The organism is Rahnella sp. Larv3_ips (assembly GCF_003697865.1).
Lineage (GTDB): Bacteria > Pseudomonadota > Gammaproteobacteria > Enterobacterales > Enterobacteriaceae > Rahnella > Rahnella rivi.
The window spans coordinates 204,185-225,457 of sequence record NZ_MJIB01000008.1 but is presented as its reverse complement, the minus strand read 5'-3'; the positions used below and the strand labels follow the sequence as shown (position 1 = coordinate 225,457).

Here is a 21,273-nt window from a genome sequence, read left to right as displayed (position 1 = left end):
ATTTTCGAGCCGATAGGCTCAAAGTTACAAACAACAAACTAATAAGGAAAAGATAGAATGGCTAAGGGGCAATCTTTGCAAGATCCGTTCCTGAACGCATTGCGTCGTGAACGTGTTCCGGTTTCTATTTACTTGGTGAATGGTATTAAGCTGCAAGGCCAGATTGAGTCTTTTGACCAGTTTGTCATTCTGTTAAAAAATACGGTAAGCCAGATGGTGTATAAACACGCTATCTCCACCGTAGTGCCTTCCCGCCCGGTGTCACATCATAGCAATAATCCAGGTACGGGCAGCACCAACAACTATCATCAAGGCAGTACTCCGTCTGCGCAGCAACAGCCGCAGCAGGAAAACGATGACGCTGAATAAAGCGCAACGTTGGTCAACCACGAAGGGGTTCATAAGTATTCCGATTATGCTTATGCACCCCCGGCTGTCGAATTTAATCCAAATGAGAGGTCGCAAGCTTGTTTGACCGTTATGAAGGCGGCGAACAGGCCGTTCTGGTTCATATCTATTTCTCGCAAGACAAAGACACGGAAGACCTGAGCGAATTCGAATCGCTGGTTTCTTCTGCCGGTGTAGAGGCGCTGCAAGTCGTCACCGGGAGCCGTAAGGCACCGCACCCAAAATACTTTGTCGGTGAAGGAAAAGCCCAGGAAATTGCAGACGCAGTCAAAGCAACGGGCGCTTCTGTTATTCTCTTTGATCACTCGTTATCTCCTGCCCAGGAACGTAACCTGGAAGCATTATGCGAATGTCGAGTTGTCGACCGCACAGGATTGATTTTAGATATCTTTGCCCAGCGGGCACGAACACACGAAGGTAAGTTACAAGTAGAACTGGCGCAATTACGCCACATTGCTACCCGACTGGTTCGTGGCTGGACACACCTTGAGCGTCAGGGGGGAGGCATCGGGGCACGTGGCCCGGGTGAAACCCAGCTCGAAACTGACCGCCGTTTACTGCGTGACAGAATTACCCTGATCCTCAGCCGTCTTGAGAAAGTGGCTAAGCAGCGTGAAACAGGTCGTCGTTCGCGCGTCCGTGCGGATATTCCAACGGTGTCTTTGGTGGGGTATACCAACGCCGGAAAATCCACACTCTTTAACCGTATCACTCAGGCCGATGTTTACGTGGCCAATCAGTTGTTTGCTACGCTGGATCCTACGCTGCGACGCATTATGGTTGCGGATGTCGGGGAAACAGTTTTGGCGGACACCGTAGGGTTTATTCGTCACCTGCCCCATGATTTAGTTGCCGCCTTTAAAGCAACATTGCAGGAAACCCAACAGGCATCTCTGTTATTACATGTCATCGATGCAGCGGACATCCGTGTTCAGGAAAATATTGACGCGGTGAATACGGTGCTGGCAGAGATCGAAGCAGATGAAATTCCTGCGCTGTTAGTGATGAACAAAATAGATATGCTGGATGATTTTGTTCCGCGTATCGATCGCAACGAGGAGAATTTGCCGATCAGGGTGTGGCTATCAGCCGTGACCGGGGAAGGTATTCCGTTGCTCTTTCAGGCATTAACGGAGCGACTCTCTGGCGAAATCGCGCAGCATGAATTGTGCCTGCCGCCGGAAGCAGGACGCCTTCGTAGCCGTTTTTACCAGCTTCAGGCGATAGAAAAAGAATGGATTGAAGAGGATGGTAGTTTTGGTCTTATGGTGCGAATGCCCATTGTTGACTGGCACCGCCTCTGCAAACAAGAGCAGGAACTGGCCAGCTATATCCGCAACCAGAGTCTGTCTGATTTGTCCTGAAGAACACCAATCATAGAATAATGGAGCTATAACATGGCGTGGAATCAGCCCGGTAATAACGGACAGGACCGCGACCCCTGGGGCAGCAGCAATAATAATAGCGGCAACTCTGGTGGAAATTCTGGTGGTAATAATGACAACAAAGGCGGCCGAAATCAGGGGCCACCTGACCTGGATGATATCTTCCGGAAACTCAGCAAAAAGCTGGGCGGTTTCGGTGGAAAAGGTTCAGGCAACAACAATAACAACGGCACGCCATCGGGTTCCGGTCACGGAATGAGTGGTAGCCGGATAGCAGGCATCGCGGTCGCCGCGGTGGTGGTTATCTGGGCTGCAACTGGCTTCTATACCATTAAAGAAGCCGAGCGTGGCGTGGTCACCCGTTTTGGTAAGTTCAGCCATCTGGTTGAACCGGGCCTGAACTGGAAGCCAACCTTCATCGATCAGGTCCGCGCCGTGAACGTAGAATCGGTACGTGAGCTGGCCGCGTCTGGCGTGATGCTGACGTCTGATGAAAACGTGGTGCGTGTTGAGATGAACGTACAGTACCGCGTGACCGACCCTGAAGCCTATCTGTTCAGCGTCGCCAACCCTGACGACAGCCTGAGCCAGGCAACGGACAGCGCATTACGTGGTGTTATCGGTAAATACACGATGGATAAAATCCTGACTGAAGGCCGTACCACCGTGCGTAGCGACACCCAACGCGTACTGGAAGAAACCATTCGTCCTTACAAAATGGGTATTACCATTCAGGACGTCAACTTCCAGACGGCGCGTCCGCCTGAAGAAGTCAAAGCCTCCTTCGATAACGCGATTGCTGCCCGTGAAAGGGAACAACAGTCTATTCGTGAAGCAGAAGCTTACGCTAACCAAATCCAGCCTCTGGCAAACGGTGAAGCACAGCGCCTGCTTGAAGACGCGAAAGCTTATAAAGACCGTACCGTGCTTGAAGCGCAGGGTGAAGTTGCCCGCTTTGCAAAACTGTTGCCTGAATATAAAGCCGCGCCGGAAATTACCCGCGAGCGTCTGTATATCGAGACAATGGAAAAAGTTCTCAGTCACACCCGTAAAGTTCTGGTGAGTGACAAAGGGAACAACCTGATGGTGTTACCTCTTGATCAAATGCTGCGTGGCGCTAATGCAGCGGCCAATGATACCAAGAGTGACGAAACAGGTTTGTTGCCTTCCGTTCCGGGTTTAACTGGCAATAATGGCAAAAGCAGTGCCGATAACAGCAGTTCCCGTTCGTCTGGCAGTGTCATGGATCAGCGTCGTGTGAATGCACAACGTGACGATACACTTCGCGTAGGGAGAGAATAACAATGCGTAAGTCCATTTTACTTATCGTCGTTGTGGTGCTGGTGGCGCTTTATGCTTCACTGTTCGTCGTTCAGGAAGGCCAGCGTGGCATCGTGCTGCGTTTCGGCAAAGTCCTGCGTGACAACGATAACAAACCTCTGGTGTATGCGCCGGGCCTGCATTTTAAAGTTCCTTTCGTGGAATCCATTAAAATGCTCGACGCACGTATTCAGACCATGGATAACCAGGCTGACCGTTTCGTTACCAGCGAGAAGAAAGACTTAATCGTCGATTCTTACCTGAAATGGCGTATCAGCGATTTCAGCCGTTACTATCTGGCTACGGGCGGCGGTGACGTCTCTCAGGCTGAAATTCTGCTGAAACGTAAATTCAGTGACCGTCTGCGTTCTGAAATCGGTCGTCTTGATGTGAAAGACATCGTGACCGATTCCCGTGGTCGTCTGACGATGGATGTCCGTGATGCACTGAACACCGGTAGCGTAGGCGATGAGCCTGAAGCGACCACAGAAGCCGATGATGCTATCGCGTCTGCAGCGAAACGTGTTGAGCAGGAAACTAAAGGCAAACAGCCTGCGGTGAACCCGAACAGCATGGCCGCGCTGGGTATTGAAGTGGTCGATGTGCGTCTGAAACAGATCAACTTGCCGGAAGAAGTGTCCAGCGCGATTTACGATCGTATGCGTGCTGAGCGTAATGCGGTTGCATTGCGTCACATCTCTCAGGGTAAAGAAGAAGCCACCAAGATTCAGGCAGCTGCGGATTACGAAAGAACCCGTACTGTTGCAGAAGCGGAACGTACTGCACGTATTACCCGCGGTGAAGGCGATGCTGAAGCGGCGAAACTGTTTGCTGATGCATTCAGCCAGGATCCTGACTTCTATGCATTCATTCGTAGCCTGCGTGCTTACGAGGCCAGTTTCAAGAGCGGTAATGATGTCATGGTGTTAAGCCCTGACAGCGATTTCTTCCGTTTCATGAAGTCACCTGAAAAAAATAAATAATTGCTGATGCAATTTCCAAAAGGCCCTGCGGGGCCTTTTGTCTTTTCTAAAACCCTGCTGTTTTAAATCAGGGGAAGCACAGAGAAACACTGACCATGAATTCCACTATTTTGCTGGCGCTGGCGCTGGCATTAGTTTTAGTTCTTGAAGGCCTGGGGCCGATGATTTATCCAAAATCATGGAGAAAAATGATCCTGGCTCTGGCAAATCTTCCAGACCCGGTTTTACGCCGTTTTGGAGGGGCACTTGTGGTTGCCGGCTTCGTAATTTACTACATGTTGCGTGGTCGTCTGGGTGGCTGAGCTTTTGTTACATCCCGCGTGTCACGTCTGGCAGAGACGAGTAGCACGCAATTGAAATTTTTCCCGCAAACGTGTGCTAAAAGTACTGGAAAGCACAGAATGAGATGTTAGAATCCTTTTTTAAGCAACCTGGTGATTCTTGAGATGGGTAAGAACGTCGTCGTACTCGGCACTCAATGGGGTGATGAAGGGAAAGGCAAGGTCGTAGACCTGCTTACTGAACGGGCTAAATATGTTGTGCGCTATCAGGGCGGTCACAACGCCGGTCACACTCTGGTTATCAACGGTGAAAAAACCGTTCTTCATTTAATTCCTTCTGGCATTCTGCGTGAAAATGTCACCAGCATCATCGGTAACGGTGTTGTTCTGGCGCCTGACGCCTTAATGAAAGAAATGGGCGAACTTGAAGCTCGTGGCATCCCTGTACGCGAACGTCTGTTACTCTCTGAAGCCTGCCCGCTGATCTTGCCTTACCATGTCGCATTAGACATGGCGCGCGAAAAAGCGCGTGGCGATAAAGCTATCGGTACCACCGGTCGCGGCATCGGTCCTGCTTATGAAGATAAAGTTGCCCGTCGCGGTCTGCGCGTAGGTGATCTCTTCAACAAAGAAACTTTCGCTATCAAGCTGAAAGAAATCATCGATTATCATAACTTCCAGCTGGTCAACTACTACAAAGTAGAAGCCGTTGATTTCCAGAAAACGTTAGACGATGTCATGGCTATCGCCGACATCCTGACCGCAATGGTCGTTGACGTGTCTGAGCTGCTGGATGGCGCGCGTAAGCGTGGCGATCTGATCATGTTTGAAGGCGCGCAAGGCACGCTTCTGGACATCGACCACGGGACTTATCCGTACGTAACCTCTTCCAACACCACCGCAGGCGGCGTCGCTACCGGTTCTGGTATTGGTCCACGTTATGTCGATTATGTCCTGGGTATCGTAAAAGCCTATTCCACCCGCGTGGGTGCAGGTCCGTTCCCGACTGAACTGTTCGATGAAACTGGCGAGTTCCTGCGTAAGCAAGGTAACGAGTTTGGCGCGACCACGGGTCGTAGCCGTCGTTGCGGCTGGCTGGACATCGTGGCTGTGCGTCGTTCTGTGCAGATTAACTCCCTGTCTGGTTTCTGTCTGACCAAACTGGACGTGCTGGACGGTCTGAAAGAAGTGAAGCTGTGTATCGGTTACCGTATGCCTGATGGCCGCGAAATGACCACCACTCCGCTGGCAGCAGAAGGCTGGGAAGGTATCGAGCCAATTTACGAAATCATGCCAGGCTGGACCGAAACGACCTTTGGTGTGAAACAAGTAGATAAACTGCCACAAGCGGCACTTAACTACATCAAACGCATCGAAGAGCTGACCGAAGTGCCGGTTGATATCATTTCAACAGGCCCTGACCGTAGCGAAACCATGATTCTGCGTGACCCGTTTGATGCATAACAGCGCGAGCTGAGTATGTAAAAACGTCATAACCGGGCAAATTTGCCCGGTTTATTTTTTTCTGCCTGTCTGCGCTTGTTTACTTCCCATAAAGCATCCACTATTTAAATGATTAGCCGCAAACTTGCAGGCTGGTTTATCATCATTGTGCTTTCTTAAAAAAATCAATTTTTCCCTTCGTCTCGGTCGACGCGGGAAGAGCGGGTAAAAAACTACCCAGAGGTATGTGTGCAGTTAACGAGTTTTACTGATTATGGTTTGAGAGCGTTGATTTATATGGCGTCGTTGCCTGACGATCAGATGACCAATATCTCGCAGGTTACCGATGTTTACGGTGTGTCGCGAAACCACATGGTGAAAATCATTAATCAGTTAAGCCGCGCAGGTCTGGTCACCGCCGTTCGCGGCAAGAACGGTGGCATAAAACTGGGTAAACCGGCACAAACAATCCGCATTGGCGATGTGGTTCGCGAACTCGAGCCGCTTTCACTGGTCAACTGTGACAGTGACTTTTGCCACATCACGCCCGCATGCCGGCTAAAACAAGTCCTGCACACTGCTGTAGAACATTTTCTTGATGAGCTGAATCAGTACACTCTGGCCGATATGGTCAAAGATAACTCGCCGCTCTATAAATTATTGCTTGTTGAATGAAAGACTCTCAACAAACTGCTGATGGCAACGGAGGAACCGCTATGTCACAAGATCCATTCCTGGAACGAGAAGCAGAAAAATACGACTCACCTATTCCCAGCCGTGAATTTATTCTGGAACACCTCGCGAAACGTGAAACACCAGCCAGCCGGGAAGAAATCGGTAACGAACTGAATCTGTCTGGTGAAGAGGCGCTGGAAGCCTTACGCCGTCGACTGCGCGCCATGGAGCGTGATGGTCAGCTGGTCTTTACGCGCCGCCAGTGTTACGCACTGCCTGAACGCCTGGACTTGCTGAAAGGCACGGTCATCGGTCATCGCGACGGTTACGGATTCCTGCGCCTTGAAGGCGTGAAGAAAGATGACGTCTACCTGTCTGCTGAACAAATGAAAATGTGCATCCACGGCGACGTGGTACTGGCACAGCCGGTCGGCACCGACCGTAAAGGCCGCCGCGAAGCGCGCATCGTGCGTGTGCTGGTGCCGAAAATGAGCCAGATCGTCGGCCGTTACTTTACTGATGCAGGCGCCGGTTTTGTCGTCCCCGACGACAGCCGTCTGAGCTTCGATATTCTGATCCCGTCCGACGCCATCAATGGTGCGCGCATGGGATATATGGTCGTGGTCGAGCTGACTCAGCGTCCGACCCGCCGTACCAAAGCGGTCGGTAAAATCGTCGAAGTGCTGGGCGATAAAATGGGCACCAGCATGGCGGTGGATATCGCACTGCGCACCCATGAAATTCCGCACGTCTGGCCGCCGCAGGTTCTGAAACAGGTCGAAGATCTGAGTGAACAGGTGCCTGAAGAAGCGAAAAAAGGCCGCGTGGATTTACGCAGTCTGCCGCTGGTCACCATCGATGGTGAAGATGCCCGCGATTTCGATGACGCCGTGTACTGTGAGAAAAAACGTGGTGGCGGCTGGCGTCTCTGGGTGGCGATTGCTGACGTCAGTTATTACGTCCGCCACGGCACTGCGCTGGACGATGAAGCACGCAGCCGCGCGACGTCTGTGTATTTCCCGTCGCAGGTAGTCCCGATGCTGCCGGAGGTGCTGTCTAACGGCCTGTGTTCCCTGAACCCGCAAGTGGACCGTCTGTGTATGGTCTGTGAGATGACTATCTCCGCGCAGGGCAAGCTGACCAGTTCTAAATTCTATGAAGCGGTGATGAGTTCTCACGCCCGTCTGACGTACAACAAAGTCTGGCGCATCATTGATGGTGACGAAGAGCTGCGTGAGCAATATTCGCCGCTGGTCAAACATCTGCAAGAACTGCATACCATGTACAAAATGCTCGATCAGGCGCGTGCCGAGCGTGGCGGTATCGCCTTCGAAACCGAAGAGGCGAAGTTCATTTTCAATGCCGAACGCCGTATCGAACGTGTTGAGCCGACTGTGCGTAACGACGCACACAAACTGATCGAAGAGTGCATGATCCTCGCTAACATCGCGGCGGCGCGGTTTGTTGAAAAACATAACGAACCCGCGCTGTTCCGTGTTCATGACCGTCCAAGCGATGATCACATCTCCGCGCTGCGAAGCGTGCTGGGTGAACTGGGTCTGGTGATGGGTGGCGGCCTCAAGCCTGAGCCGAAAGACTATGCCCAGATTATGGATGAACTGGCGGATCGTCCTGACCGCGAAATGCTGCAAACTATGCTGCTGCGTTCGATGAAACAGGCGATTTACGATCCGGAAAACCGGGGTCACTTCGGTCTGGCGCTGGCGTCATACGGCCACTTTACCTCGCCAATCCGACGTTATCCGGATCTGGCATTGCATCGCGCAATCAAATATCTGCTGGCGAAAGAGCACGGCACGCTGAAAGAACGCTGGACGCCAACCGGTGGCTGGCACAGTGATTATGAAGACATGTTGCAGCTGGGCGAGCATTGTTCGATGGCAGAACGCCGCGCCGACGAAGCCACCCGCAACGTGGCTGACTGGCTGAAATGCGACTTTATGCAAGATCACGTCGGTGAAGTCTTTACCGGCACCATCGCCAGCGTGACCGGTTTTGGTTTCTTCGTGCGTCTGAACGATCTGTTCATCGACGGTCTGGTGCACGTCTCCTCACTGGACAACGATTATTACCGTTACGACAACATCGGACAGCGTCTGGTGGGCGAATCTTCCGGCGCGGTTTACCGCCTGGGTGATACGGTTGAAATTCGTGTTGAAGCCGTGCATATGGACGAGCGTAAAATCGACTTCGCTCTGGTTTCCAGCACCCGTAAAGCACGTGGTGAAGGCAAAACCGCACGCGATCGCGCGAAACAAGGAGGGGAGCGCTCCATGCGTTCCACGGCGCCCGCCAATGCAGGACGTCGTCGCACAGGCAAGAAAGGCGCTAACTTCGAGCCGGACAGCGCGTTCCGTAAAGACGATGCGAAGCCTGCTAAGCCGAAGAAAGAAAAAGCGGTGGGCGCAGTCGGTAAAGACGGCAAGCCGAAGAAAGCTAAAAAGCCGTCTGACCAGACGCAGAAAATCGCTTCCGCGACCAAAGCCAAGCGCGCGAAGAAAAAACCGGCGCAAAGCTGACGGTCACGCGTCTGCACTAACGGGCGGTCATTTATTCACTGATGCTTTTTTCAGTCGATGATAGAATCGCCCGCAATCCTTCGTTAAATTGCGGACAGCATGCTGTCCGCAAGTCTATTTTAAAGAGCATCATGAGCGAAATTATCTACGGTATTCATTCCGTTAAAGCTTTACTCGACAACGATCCGCAACGCTTTCTGGAAGTTTTCATTCTGAAAGGCCGCGATGATAAACGTCTGAAACCGCTGATCGACGAACTGGAAGCCAGCGGGATTGTTATTCAGGTCGCGAACCGTCAGTGGCTGGATGAAAAATCCGAGGGTGCCGTACACCAGGGGATTATCGCCCGCGTCCGTGAAGGCCGTCAGTATCAGGAAAACGACCTGCCAGCGCTGCTGGAAAGCCTCGAATCCCCGTTCCTGCTGGTCCTGGACGGCGTGACTGATCCACATAACCTCGGTGCATGTCTGCGTACCGCAGATGCGGCCGGTGTTCACGCGGTGATCGTTCCCCGTGACCGTTCTGCCAAACTGAACGCGACCGCCAAAAAAGTCGCCAGCGGTGCGGCTGAAAACGTGCCGTTGATCAACGTGACCAACCTGGCGCGCACGCTGCGCGTTTTACAGGAGCACAATGTCTGGATTGTCGGTACCGCCGGTGAAGCCGATCACGACCTGTATCAGAGCAAAATGACCGGCCCGATGGCGCTGGTGATGGGTGCAGAAGGTGAAGGTATGCGTCGTCTGACCCGTGAACATTGCGATGAGTTGATCAGTATTCCGATGGCGGGCAGCGTGTCTTCACTGAACGTCTCTGTGGCGACCGGCGTCTGTCTGTTCGAAGCCGTGCGCCAGCGCGGTCTGAAGAAGAGCTGATTTCAGTTTCTTCAGCTGTGCCTTCAACGGGAGCCTTCGGGCTCCCGTTTGCATTCCTGTCTTTGTGATCTGCCCGCCTGTTAATTCCCCGATTTTTACCATACTGATGCCATGTCCTTTAAAAGGAGCAGGCGATGAACTGGGAAACACACCGGGTTTTCAATCAGCCCAAACCGTTGAGCAACAGCAATTTATTTCTGTCCGATACTCCGCTTCGTGAGGCTGTTATGCGGCATCAGGCCGGATGGGATGCCGATGTGCTGGCCTCTCTGGGGCAGCAGTTAGGTTCCGCGGAGTCGCTCGAGCTTGGCCGGCTGGCCAATGCCAATCCGCCCGATCTTCTGCGATATGACACCACCGGCGAGCGGATCGATGATGTGCGTTTTCATCCGGCGTGGCATTTGCTGATGCAGGGGTTAATCGCTAACCGCGTACACAATCTGCCGTGGCAGGAAGATGCGCGAATCGGTTCGACGGTGTCGCGCGCTGCGCGGTTTATTCTCCATGCGCAGGTTGAGGCCGGGACGCTGTGCCCGGTGACCATGACTTACGGCGCTGTCCCGCTGCTACAAGAATATTTACCCGCAGAATTTCGTGGCTGGATGAAGCCGTTGTTATCCGACCGCTACGATCCGCATCTGCAACCCGGCGATCAGAAAAAAGGCGTGCTGATCGGCATGGGCATGACGGAAAAACAGGGCGGGTCGGATGTGATCAGCAACACCACGCGGGCGAGCGCACTGGAAGGAAGGGGCAGCGGCAAACCCTATCATCTGGTCGGGCATAAATGGTTTTTCTCGGTGCCGCAAAGTGATGCGCATCTGGTGCTGGCGCAGGCCGATGGCGGGCTTTCCTGCTTCTTTCTGCCGCGCGTATTGCCGGACGGCGAGCGTAACGCCGTGCGGATTGAGCGCCTGAAAGACAAACTGGGCAATCGCTCCAACGCCAGCAGCGAAGTGGAGTTTCAGAATGCCACCGGCTGGCTGCTGGGCGAAGAGGGCGAAGGGGTCCGCCATATCCTGAAAATGGGCGGTCATACGCGCTTTGACTGCGCGCTGGGCAGCCACGCCATGATGCGGCGGGCGCTGTCTGTGGCGCTATACCATGCGTTTCAGCGTCAGGTTTTCGGCAAGCCGCTTATCGAACAACCGCTGATGCGCCAGACGCTGAGCCGCATGGCGCTGCAACTGGAAGGGCAAACCTTGTTACTGATGCATCTCGCCGCCGCTTCGGGTGAACAAAATCACTCCGCCGGACAACTGCTTTGCCGGTTGCTGACGCCCGCCGCAAAATTCGAGATCTGTCGTCAGGGCATGCCTTTTGTCGCCGGGGCGATGGAAGTGCTGGGTGGGATTGGGTATTGCGAAGACAGCGAGTTGCCGCGTTTGTACCGTGAAATGCCCGTCAACAGCATCTGGGAGGGCTCGGGCAACATTATGTGCCTCGATGTATTACGTACGCTTCGCAAGCTGCCAGCCAGCGGAGAGATGCTGCAACAGCTGCTGCATCAGGCGCGGGGCCAAAACCGGGTATTCGATCGCGCCGCCCGTCAGTTTCTGCAACGCCTGCGCCAGCCGGAGGAAGCGCAGGGCCGGTGGCTGACCGGCCAGTTATGTCAGCTGCTGACGGCGACGCAAATGCTGGAATTTGCATCACCGCCAATGGCCGATGCCTGGTGCCGGATGGTGCTCGATCCGCGCGGTGAAACGTTGCTGCCGGAGCGGTTGTGTCAGTTGCTGATCAACCGGGCAATTGGCGCAGAGTAGGGCTGAAACCGGCGTCTCAACGGTAAAGCGTGGCCTGGGAATACCAGCGTCCGGGCACAATGGTTTCACTGTTAAACATGATGACGTAATAGCGTGCGCCCGCTTCATCGGCTTTGCGCTGAATTTCTGCTTCTGCATCCATCGGGCTGCCAATGACATCTGCGGTGATACTGCCGATTTTGGTCAGTGTGGACGTTTGAGCTCGGGTGATTTCCTGCGCGTTGGCCGCTGGCGCAGGCGGAGGAACCGGCGTGGTTTTCATCAGGTTACTGCAACCGCTAAGCGCTGCCAGTAAAAGCAGTGCGGCAGGGATTCGGAGGGATTTCATCGTGATATCCGGTAAAAGGGCGATAGCGTAAGTGTAGCCCTTTCACCGGTCTGCTGGCGAGTTTGCGCGGCGTTTATTGCCGCGCCCTTCACGTCCTAACGTTCGGAAATCTTAAACACGCTGACCAGTTGAGAAAGATGGCGACCCTGTTCACTGAGCGCGGCGGCCGTTTGCTGTGAGTTTTCCACCAGCGTGGCGTTCTCCTGCGTCGCTTTGCCGATCTGCATGATGGCGATGTTCACCTGAGAAATCCCTGACGACTGCTCGTGTGAAGCGATATCAATATCGCTCATCAGCACTTTTACCTGACGGATCCCCTGCAGGATATGGTTCATGTTCGACTGCGTTTTGGCCGCACTCAGATGGCCTTCTTCCACTTTACTCAGGGAATCTGCCACCAGATTTTCAATCTCTTTCACCGCATTCGAACTGCGCTGTGCCAGTGCCCGGACTTCTGACGCCACCACGGCGAAGCCGCGCCCGTGCTCACCGGCACGCGCGGCTTCCACGGCAGCGTTCAGCGCCAGAATGTTGGTCTGGAAGGCGATACCCTCAATGACCGTGGTAATGGCCGCGATACGGGTGGAAGCGTGCCGGATGGCTTCCATACTTTCAACTGACTGATCTACCGCATCGGCGCCGACGGTGGCGGCTTTATCGGTCTGTTGCACCAGTTGTGTGGCCTGTGTGGCGTTATCCGCCGTGTTCTGAACCGTGGCGGTGATCTGCTCCATGCTGGCCGACGTTTCTTCCAGGCTGCTGGCCTGAGTGCCGATCTGCTGGTTTATCTGATCGCTGTCTGAGGAGAGCGCCTGGGTGTTGTGCATGATTTCAGATGACACCTGACGCACTTCGCCGACAATTTTCTCCAGTCCGTGTCCGATGCCGTCGATGGCGTGCATCAGCGCACCAATTTCGTCAACGCGCCGGGTTTGTGCCCGCGCACGCAGATCGCCGCTGGCATACTGCTGAGCGATGTGGACGACGTCGCTGAGTGGACGGCTGACCAGCTTACGCGTCAGCCAGATGAACAGTGCGGCAAAACAGGCCAGTGCCAGCAGGCTTATCATCAGGAAATGGTTACGCGTGCGGGTCACCTGTTCCATCAGGCTGTCTTTGTCCGTGCTGCCGACCACCACCCAATGCCAGGCGGGGACGTTGGCATAAACGATAAATTGCTGATGCTGACTGGTGACGTCGGTGTATTCACGTTCACCGCGCGATTGCGACATCACCTGTTCCAGCACGCCCTCTGGCCATGCCGGGGTTTTTCCTTCCTCGGTGGCATGGACCAGATATTTCCCCAAATCGTTGCCCGGCGCGCTGTTAAGCACGAAGAAATAGCCCTGTTCGCCGATGCGTTTGGAGAGGATCTTCGCCCGCATGTCCGCGTATTCTGACGTGATATCCACGCCCACAAACAGAATGCCAATCACGCTGCCTTGCGCATCGCGTACCGGCTGATATTTAGTGATGTATTTTTTGCCGAACAGCGTCGCCAGCCCGCTGAAGGATTCGCCTGCCATGATTTTTGCATAAGCCGGGCTGGTGTTGTTGAGCAAGGTACCGATGGCGCGGGTGCCGTCCTGCTTTTTGAGGGACGTCGTCACGCGGATGAAATCATCGCCACGGCGGGCGAAAATGGTGGAAATCGCGCCGGTGCGCGCCAGAAAATCATCGGGGATTTTACTGTCCAGATTCAGCGGATTGCCGCCCGCTTTGATAACCGGTGCAGACTGTTCACCGATCATCACCGGGTTGCCGGTGTCCAGTTCAAAATTTTCCGGCAGGAAATGGCTGAACAGACGCGTATAACTGTCTACTTCGGCGTTAAGACTGGCGTTGTACATTTCTATCATGTCCACCACGCCGGTCACCTGCTCGGAAATGGCGTTAACCGCCAGTTCATTGACCTGCCTGCCAGCGGAATGCGTCAGTGACAAGGTGAAAATAATAAATAAGAGGCCGACCAGCAGGGAGGCGAAACTTGCCAGTTTTGCCCCTATGCTCCATCGGCGAAATGAGCGTTTTGATGCCGTTTTCATGGGGTTTCCCGTTAATTTTCGATAGCGCACTAACGGCGTAAAAACGGAAAGGATTAATGATCAAATGTAACCACTTATTTCAATAAAAATTGATCTGAATCAATGAAATAATTATGAATGTATGAATTTGAATTAAGGCCGGTGAGAAGAATATGGCCGATGTGAAGTAACCGGTTATAAATCATACGAAAAAGGTTGTAGTCGCCGGTATTCAGACCCGTAGAATGTCGGTTCGCACTGAGGCCGATATTTTTTCCAAATGCGCAGGGGAAGTTACGATGGTTGAGATGTATGAAGAGAATATTGAAGGGATCCAGGTGATTCATGCTGTGCCTGCCGGACAGTATCAGCAGCAGCTTCCGACGATTTTTTTCTATCACGGCTTTTTATCCTCCAAAGAAATGTACTCGTATTTCGGCTATACGCTGGCGAAGGCGGGTTTTCGCGTCATTCTGCCGGATGCACTCATGCACGGTGCCCGTGCAGAAAGTGACGAAGCCAAATGCGTGGCCCATTTCTGGCGTATTTTACAAAACAACGTCGAAGAGCTGGCGATGCTGAAGGAATTGTTTGTCGGACGCGGTCTGGCGGATCCTCAACGCCTGGGCGTCGGCGGGGTATCGATGGGCGGAATGACCACCATGGCCGCGCTGGTGAAATACCCGTGGGTCAAGGTTGCGGCAAACCTGATGGGGTCGGGCTACTTTTCGCGTTTATCACACCATCTTTTCCCTGCATTTAGCGCCGGTGACACAGCACAGCGCGACGTTTTTGAACGTGAGGTTGCTCCGCTACTTAGCCTGGATGTCACCGGTAAATCGGCATTATTCGCCGATAAACCGCTGTTTGTCTGGCACGGCGAGCAGGACGACGTGGTGCCGTTTGGCGAAAGCCTGCGGTTGCAACAGGAACTGGCTGCCAGCGAAGCGACCGCCAATCTGACCTTCATTTCTGAGTCTGAGGCGAAGCATAAAGTCACGGTGCACGCATTGTCAGAAGCCACCGCTTTCTTCGCTCAAAAGCTGTAGAGAAATTAATCTGCCTTTCTCCTTGAGTTTCACAGTGGCTGTACATATAATTGCGCGTCATTTTTTCGACCGCACACATAACACGTTCCTTGCTTCCATGGGCCGCGGTTGACCCTGACAGGAGGCTGAATAATCCGTAAGGAGCAATTCTATGCGTCATTACGAAATCGTATTTATGGTACACCCTGACCAAAGCGAACAGGTTCCGGGCATGATCGAGCGTTACAGTGCAGTAATCACTAACGCTGCTGGTCAGATTCACCGTCTGGAAGACTGGGGCCGCCGTCAACTGGCTTACCCGATCAACAAACTGCACAAAGCTCACTACGTTCTGCTGAACGTTGAAGCCCCGCAGGAAGCGATCGATGAGCTGGAAACAAACTTCCGCTTCAACGACGCCGTTATCCGTAGCATGGTTATGCGTACTAAACACGCGGTAACTGAAGCATCTCCAATGGTTAAAGCGAAAGACGAACGTCGTGATCGTCGTGAAGATTTCGCTGAAGCTAATGATGATGCTGAAGCTGGGGATTCTGAAGAGTAATTGCCGTGACGGCGAATCGTCTGGTGTTGTCCGGCACAGTGTGCAAGACCCCCATTCGTAAAGTCAGTCCTTCGGGCATTCCTCACTGCCAGTTCGTGCTAGAGCACCGCTCGCAGCAGCAGGAAGCCGGATTTAACCGACAAACATGGTGCAGAATGCCTGTGGTTGTCAGTGGACAAGCGTCACAAGCATTAACTCACAGTATAACGGTCGGCACGCAACTCACTGTTTCTGGATTCATTAGTTGCCATCAAGGGCGCAATGGACTGAACAAAGTGGTGTTACATGCCGAGCAGATTGAATTGATAGATTCTGGAGACTAGCCTAATGGCACGTTATTTCCGTCGTCGCAAGTTCTGCCGTTTCACCGCGGAAGGCGTTGTAGAGATTGATTACAAAGATATCGCTACGCTGAAAAACTACGTTACCGAAAGCGGTAAAATTGTCCCGAGCCGTATTACCGGTACTCGTGCAAAATACCAGCGCCAGCTCGCTCGTTGTATCAAGCGCGCTCGCTACCTTTCTTTGTTGCCATATACTGATCGTCATCAGTAATAGGCCACTGTCCATAAACGACTTTGAGAGGTTAAGGTAATGCAAGTTATTCTGCTTGATAAAGTAGCAAACCTGGGCAGCCTGGGTGATCAAGTTAACGTTAAAGCGGGCTATGCTCGTAACTTCCTGGTACCACAGGGCAAAGCTGTTCCTGCTACCAAGAAAAACGTTGAGTTCTTCGAAGCACGTCGTGCTGAACTGGAAGCCAAACTGGCTGACGTTCTGAACGCTGCTGAAGCTCGTGCAACTAAAATCAACGAACTGGGTTCAGTCACCATCGCGTCTAAATCAGGCGACGAAGGCAAACTGTTCGGCTCTATCGGTACTCGCGATATTGCTGATGCAGTGACTGCAGCTGGCGTTGAAGTTGCAAAAAGCGAAGTTCGTTTGCCGAATGGCGTTCTGCGTACCACTGGTGAACACGAAGTTGAGTTCCAGGTACACAGCGACGTATTCGCTAAACTGAATGTCGTTGTGGTTGCTGAAGCGTAATAACGCTGAAGTTAACCCTGAGACGCCGGCCTAGTGCCGGCGTTTTGCTTTTCTGCATCAGGGAATGCTGAGCCCACAAGCATTAAGAACGGGCGGAGTATTTCAGAGGCGAACCCTTTACTGAATTCACTCAGTTTTCGCGCTGAAAACTGCCGTCTGACTGGCGGGTAAACGTCACGGTGACGTTCTGTTCGGTCGTGACCTGCAATGCCTTCACCACACCCTGAGCATCACGCTGTATCTTCACTTCCTGTCCGGTTTTCAACGTACTCAGCGGTTTCTCCGCGCCCTCTACCCGCGCCATAGAAAACACATCGTTCACAGCCATATTGTTATCGCGGAACAGCTGCGCCAGTGTCTGGCCAGACTGCACCTGATAGCTACGCCATGTGCCGCCGTTGTCATTACTCTGCGGCTGCACAGGTTCCGGCTGCGCCATTTGCGTGGTACGGCCCTGATCGTTGCGCAAATCGGCCTGCATCGGGATGCTGGTCGGCTGTTGCGGTTGTGACGGCGCGTAAGTATTTTCCGGCGTATACGGCCACAGCAGTGCCAGAAGAATGACCAGCACAGCCAAAATAATGCCGCGACGATGGGGGTAAGGGAGTGGCGACATCCAGTGGAAGCCGTCGCTTATGTGCCAGATCCTGCTCAGCAACGTTTTGCCTCTGGTTGCAGCAGACGTTCCGGTTTCAGTTTCAGCAGAAGTGATTTCACTTTCGCTTTCGCTCTGCGGTGCTGTCGTGTCTCGCATCGGCCTTTTCATAATGGCAATCCAGGATCTCAACATGGGTTGATAAATACGGATGGCTTTCCTTCTCCTGGGCGGGATTCTGCCCATGACGACCTCTCTTGTTAACTGTCGCATTTTCGACTGTCTGTTGCTGCCTAGTATAGCTGTTTAACTGCTTGATGCGGAAAGGGACAAAGCATAAATATCATCCAAACGATGCGCTAAATGGCGTCAAATGCGAAAAATTTATCGAAAAGTGGGATGAACTGCGCCCGCCGTCATGTTGGCTCACAGAGGATTTTACCCAAAAGCTTTGCGCTGCTATGCTGCGCCTTCGACATTTTTAAGAGCTAAGGAAAATTCATGACTACCCCTTCATTTGACAGCGTAGAAGCGCAGGCAAGTTACGGTATCGGCCTGCAGGTCGGTCAACAGTTGCAGGAATCAGGTTTGCAGGGCTTAGAGCCTGACGCACTGCTGGCAGGCTTACGCGACGCGCTGGAAGGGAATACGCCAGCCGTTCCTGTTGACGTGGTTCACCGCGCACTGCGTGAAGTCCATGAACGTGCTGATGCTGTTCGTCGTGAACGTCAGGAAGCACTGGCTGTTCAGGGGCAGGAATTCCTGGCTCAGAACGTACAGCGCGAAGGCGTGAGCAGCACCGAGTCCGGTCTGCAATTCTCTGTGATTACCCAGGGCGAGGGCGCTATTCCGGGCCGTCAGGATCGTGTACGCGTTCACTACACCGGTAAACTGATCGACGGCACTGTCTTCGACAGCTCCGTACAGCGTGGCGAACCGGCTGAATTCCCGGTTAACGGCGTAATCGCAGGCTGGATCGAAGCACTGACCCTGATGCCGGTGGGTTCTAAGTGGGAGTTGTACATCCCTCATAACCTGGCTTACGGCGAGCGTGGCGCAGGTGCGTCCATCCCGCCATACAGCGCTCTGATTTTCGAAGTTGAGCTGCTGGAAATTCTGTAATTCTCTGCAGATAACAGAAATGAAAAGGGCGCTAATGCGCCCTTTTTTACGTCCGGAACCTGGCTTATTCGCCACGCAGCGCGCGCGGGAACAGCAGGTTATTCTCCAGATGGATATGTTCCATCAGGTCGGTGATGAATTCGTTAATCCCGGCGTACAGCGCCCGCCACGTCACACAGGCGCCTTCCGGCGGCGTCACGTTATTGGTCAGACGTTTAATCTCTTCCAGAATGAGCCCCGCATCATCATGTTCACGTTCCATCACTGAAATCGGACCGGCAGCCTGACGGCCCATTCCGCCACGGATCATCGGGAACAGGATCTGCTCTTCTTTCATCATGTGGCTGGTCAGTTCTTCGAGGATCAGTTGCAGCTGAACCGCCAGACCGTGCGGGCAAGGCGCTTTATCGCCATGGACCTTTTCCACTTTCTCTGCCATCAGCACCAGTTCAGGCAATTCCTGACGGTGACGATCGTGGTAGCGCGGAATAATGAAATCGATGATCTGCGCCAGCGGAGCGGTTTTCCAGTCGGTCGAGGTGTCCGGCAGTTGGGCAATCTCTGCAATTTGCTGCTCGATAAGATCGATATCCAGATCTTTTTTAGTGACGGCGCGTAACAGCGTTTGCTTCCCGCCACAGCAGAAATCGAGATCGTACTGACGGAACAGACGGGTAGCGCGTGGAATGGCAACAGCCAGAGCGCCAAGGGGTTGGTCGCGATAGTCCATGATGAAGCCTCGTTAAATGAAAGAATCTATAACATGCATTATAAATGCATGTTTTAAGCGAAGCTATAGCTCAAAGGAAGTACAGAAAGAAAAAACGCCCCGCAGGGCGTTTGAAGGGGCGTTATTTTTGCAAATCGACCTGATAAATCTCAAAGCCAATAGCGTCTGTGCCTTTTGCGGTCAGCGGATACTGAGCATGAGACTTAATGAAAGCCGCGGCTTTGTCACCCGGCGAGGTTTCGAAGCGGATATCCAGCGGTTGCGGGGCGTTGAGGGTTGCCAGCTTCCAGTTATTGTCCGCCGTCGGGGTGACCGCGCCAGCTTTTTTGGTTTCAGCACTGATGTAGGCGGCGACAACGGAACGGTTTTCATCCGGTGATGCGAAAGCAATGTGCTTATCGCCGGTACCCGCAAATTTCCCGCCGTAAGCCCGGTAGTTATTTGTCGCGACCAGGAAGGTGGCCTTCAGGTCGATCGGCTTGCCGTTGTAAGTCAGATTTTTGATGCGTTCGGCATCTTTGTTGACCAGCGTGCATTCACCGTCGAATTTCGCAGGCTGGCTGACATCAATCTGATAATTCACACCGTCGATGACGTCGAAATTATAGGTACGGAAACCGTCCCAGTTAATCAGCGACTGCGGTTTGGTGCTGTTCAGGTCAATCTGATTAAACTGCCCGGCGGAACATTCCAGCCAGTCTTTCACTTCCTGCCCGGTGACTTTCATCACTACCAGCGTGTTCGGATACAGATACAAATCTGCCGCGTTACGGAAGGTCAGCTCGCCTTTTTCCACTTCGACGAAGCTGGCCGGATCGTTTTTACGTCCGCCGACTTTAAACGGTGCTGCTGCCGACAGTACCGGCAGATCGGCTAAATCCGGGTCGCCCTGAATGAAGTGTTCGGTATAGGCTTTTTGCGCATTATTGACGATCTGCACCGTCGGGTCGTCCTGCACCAGCGCCAGATAGCTGTACATGTTGTCGGTAGATTTACCGATCGGCTTGCTGACAAATTCACGCGTGGCGTCATGAGAAGGGGCGAGCACTTTCACCAGATCCTGATCTTCCGCCGCCAGCGATTTTTTCTGTTCTTTGTCGTAAATCGGCCGCGCCTCGGCTTTGGCGGTTTCGACTTTCCAGTTGCCGCCGTCGTTACTGAGCACCATATCGACAACGCCCAGATGGTCGCCCCACATGCCCGGCATCACGGCAGGCACGCCGTTGAGCGTACCTTGTTTGATATCTGCCCCTTTGATGCTGGCGAATTCCTCACTCGGGAAAACAGCATGCGCATGGCCGAACATGATGGCGTCGATGCCTTTTACCTGGCTCAGGTAATAGACCGAGTTTTCCGCCATCGTTTTGTAGGGATCGCCCGACAGGCCGGAGTGCGGGATGGCGACAATAATGTCAGCACCCTGTTTACGCATTTCCGGGATCCACTTTTTGGCGGTTTCGGTGATATCTGCCACGGTCACTTTGCCCTGCAGATTGGCTTTATCCCAGACCATGATCTGCGGTGGCACAAAACCGATGTAACCAATGCGCAGATTATGGGTTTTGCCGTCGCGGTCTTTTACTGCGTTGTCGGTGATCAGGAACGGCGTGAACAGCGGTTTCCCGGTTTTATCGTCGATGACGTTAGCATTCACGTAAGGGAATTTCGCGCCAGCCAGCGCTTTTTTCAGATAATCAAGACCGTAGTTAAACTCATGATTGCCGAGGTTACCGACCGCATAATTTAGCGTGTTCATGGCCAGATACACCGGATGCACATCGCCTTCTTTCAGGCCTTTTGCCGCCATGTAATCGCCCAGCGGGCTGCCCTGAATGATGTCGCCGTTGTCGACTAACACGGAGTTGGTGACTTCGTTACGCGCCGCGTGGATCAGGCTGGCAGTACGTACCAGCCCAAACTTCTCGGTCGGTTTATCTTTGTAGTAGTCGAAGTCCATCATGTTGCTGTGCAGATCCGTGGTTTCCATGATGCGCAGATCCACCTGTGACGCCTGAACGGATGCCGCCGTCAGTGTCGCCAGCAGGGATAACGTCAGATGACGCGTATTCATTGCCTTGCCTCCAGAGAAAAAGATGATGCCCGGAATAAAAAACCGGATATGTATCTCAAAATTTGCTGAGAATGTAATCAGTTGTCA

General features: G+C 53.2%; 21 protein-coding genes. 16 read left to right on the top strand and 5 right to left on the bottom strand.

Going from position 1 to position 21,273, the window contains the following annotated elements:
• The first annotated feature begins 57 nt into the window (after window positions 1–57).
• From hfq to ED901_RS14280, 10 genes are all read left to right on the top strand, one after another.
• Complete coding sequence (hfq, locus tag ED901_RS14325) at window positions 58–369, top strand: RNA chaperone Hfq (protein WP_056782484.1); 312 nt, start codon at window positions 58–60, stop codon at window positions 367–369.
• A 98-nt stretch (window positions 370–467) separates the two neighbouring features.
• The gene (hflX, locus tag ED901_RS14320) at window positions 468–1,772 is read left to right on the top strand and encodes a ribosome rescue GTPase HflX (RefSeq protein ID WP_056782483.1); all 1,305 of its coding nucleotides are present in this window, start codon (window positions 468–470) and stop codon (window positions 1,770–1,772) included.
• A 33-nt stretch (window positions 1,773–1,805) separates the two neighbouring features.
• Window positions 1,806–3,095, top strand: a complete 1,290-nt coding sequence (gene hflK, locus ED901_RS14315) for an FtsH protease activity modulator HflK (protein WP_122096290.1) — start codon at window positions 1,806–1,808, stop codon at window positions 3,093–3,095.
• 2 nt (window positions 3,096–3,097) lie between these two features.
• Window positions 3,098–4,096, top strand: coding sequence for a protease modulator HflC (gene hflC, locus ED901_RS14310; protein ID WP_056782481.1), 999 nt, complete (start codon window positions 3,098–3,100; stop codon window positions 4,094–4,096).
• A gap of 95 nt (window positions 4,097–4,191) precedes the next feature.
• A complete protein-coding gene (locus ED901_RS14305; protein WP_122096289.1) occupies window positions 4,192–4,398 on the top strand; it encodes a DUF2065 domain-containing protein in 207 nt (68 codons plus the stop codon).
• A 144-nt stretch (window positions 4,399–4,542) separates the two neighbouring features.
• Complete coding sequence (locus tag ED901_RS14300) at window positions 4,543–5,841, top strand: adenylosuccinate synthase (protein WP_056782479.1); 1,299 nt, start codon at window positions 4,543–4,545, stop codon at window positions 5,839–5,841.
• Between the two features lie 228 nt (window positions 5,842–6,069).
• A complete protein-coding gene (gene nsrR, locus ED901_RS14295; RefSeq protein WP_056782478.1) occupies window positions 6,070–6,495 on the top strand; it encodes a nitric oxide-sensing transcriptional repressor NsrR in 426 nt (141 codons plus the stop codon).
• Between the two features lie 41 nt (window positions 6,496–6,536).
• A complete protein-coding gene (rnr, locus tag ED901_RS14290) occupies window positions 6,537–9,035 on the top strand; it encodes a ribonuclease R (RefSeq protein WP_122096288.1) in 2,499 nt (832 codons plus the stop codon).
• A 131-nt stretch (window positions 9,036–9,166) separates the two neighbouring features.
• Window positions 9,167–9,910: a 23S rRNA (guanosine(2251)-2'-O)-methyltransferase RlmB gene (gene rlmB, locus ED901_RS14285; protein ID WP_056782476.1), complete on the top strand. Its 744-nt coding sequence runs from the start codon at window positions 9,167–9,169 to the stop codon at window positions 9,908–9,910.
• 134 nt (window positions 9,911–10,044) lie between these two features.
• Window positions 10,045–11,676, top strand: a complete 1,632-nt coding sequence (locus tag ED901_RS14280; RefSeq protein ID WP_122096287.1) for an isovaleryl-CoA dehydrogenase — start codon at window positions 10,045–10,047, stop codon at window positions 11,674–11,676.
• A gap of 16 nt (window positions 11,677–11,692) precedes the next feature.
• Here ED901_RS14280 and bsmA read toward each other — a convergent pair whose 3' ends face one another.
• Both bsmA and ED901_RS14270 read right to left on the bottom strand, forming a co-directional pair.
• On the bottom strand, window positions 11,693–12,004 hold the full coding sequence (gene bsmA / locus ED901_RS14275) for a biofilm peroxide resistance protein BsmA (RefSeq protein ID WP_056782474.1): 312 nt from the start codon (window positions 12,002–12,004) through the stop codon (window positions 11,693–11,695).
• A gap of 95 nt (window positions 12,005–12,099) precedes the next feature.
• On the bottom strand, window positions 12,100–14,049 hold the full coding sequence (locus ED901_RS14270) for a methyl-accepting chemotaxis protein (RefSeq protein ID WP_122096286.1): 1,950 nt from the start codon (window positions 14,047–14,049) through the stop codon (window positions 12,100–12,102).
• Window positions 14,050–14,327: 278 nt separating this feature from the next.
• On the opposite strand from ED901_RS14270, the gene yjfP reads away from it, so the two are divergent.
• The 5 genes from yjfP to rplI all read left to right on the top strand — a co-directional run bounded on the left by yjfP (window position 14,328) and on the right by rplI (window position 16,668).
• The gene (gene yjfP, locus ED901_RS14265) at window positions 14,328–15,077 is read left to right on the top strand and encodes an esterase (RefSeq protein ID WP_122096285.1); all 750 of its coding nucleotides are present in this window, start codon (window positions 14,328–14,330) and stop codon (window positions 15,075–15,077) included.
• Between the two features lie 151 nt (window positions 15,078–15,228).
• The gene (gene rpsF / locus ED901_RS14260; RefSeq protein WP_013573776.1) at window positions 15,229–15,621 is read left to right on the top strand and encodes a 30S ribosomal protein S6; all 393 of its coding nucleotides are present in this window, start codon (window positions 15,229–15,231) and stop codon (window positions 15,619–15,621) included.
• A gap of 5 nt (window positions 15,622–15,626) precedes the next feature.
• On the top strand, window positions 15,627–15,944 hold the full coding sequence (gene priB, locus ED901_RS14255) for a primosomal replication protein N (protein ID WP_072158217.1): 318 nt from the start codon (window positions 15,627–15,629) through the stop codon (window positions 15,942–15,944).
• Between the two features lie 4 nt (window positions 15,945–15,948).
• Window positions 15,949–16,176 (top strand): 30S ribosomal protein S18, encoded by a 228-nt coding sequence (gene rpsR, locus ED901_RS14250; protein ID WP_004392491.1) that lies wholly within the window; start codon window positions 15,949–15,951, stop codon window positions 16,174–16,176.
• A gap of 39 nt (window positions 16,177–16,215) precedes the next feature.
• Window positions 16,216–16,668: a 50S ribosomal protein L9 gene (gene rplI / locus ED901_RS14245; RefSeq protein ID WP_013573778.1), complete on the top strand. Its 453-nt coding sequence runs from the start codon at window positions 16,216–16,218 to the stop codon at window positions 16,666–16,668.
• Window positions 16,669–16,798: 130 nt separating this feature from the next.
• Here rplI and ED901_RS14240 read toward each other — a convergent pair whose 3' ends face one another.
• Window positions 16,799–17,509 (bottom strand): LysM-like peptidoglycan-binding domain-containing protein, encoded by a 711-nt coding sequence (locus ED901_RS14240; protein WP_056782470.1) that lies wholly within the window; start codon window positions 17,507–17,509, stop codon window positions 16,799–16,801.
• 255 nt (window positions 17,510–17,764) lie between these two features.
• Between ED901_RS14240 and fklB the strand changes: the two genes are divergently transcribed.
• Window positions 17,765–18,385 (top strand): FKBP-type peptidyl-prolyl cis-trans isomerase, encoded by a 621-nt coding sequence (gene fklB / locus ED901_RS14235; RefSeq protein WP_056782469.1) that lies wholly within the window; start codon window positions 17,765–17,767, stop codon window positions 18,383–18,385.
• A 64-nt stretch (window positions 18,386–18,449) separates the two neighbouring features.
• Here the strand turns inward: fklB and ytfE are convergent, their stop codons facing one another.
• Window positions 18,450–19,115: an iron-sulfur cluster repair protein YtfE gene (ytfE, locus tag ED901_RS14230; RefSeq protein ID WP_056782468.1), complete on the bottom strand. Its 666-nt coding sequence runs from the start codon at window positions 19,113–19,115 to the stop codon at window positions 18,450–18,452.
• Window positions 19,116–19,236: 121 nt separating this feature from the next.
• On the bottom strand, window positions 19,237–21,186 hold the full coding sequence (locus tag ED901_RS14225) for a bifunctional 2',3'-cyclic-nucleotide 2'-phosphodiesterase/3'-nucleotidase (protein WP_122096284.1): 1,950 nt from the start codon (window positions 21,184–21,186) through the stop codon (window positions 19,237–19,239).
• Window positions 21,187–21,273 lie beyond the last annotated feature (87 nt).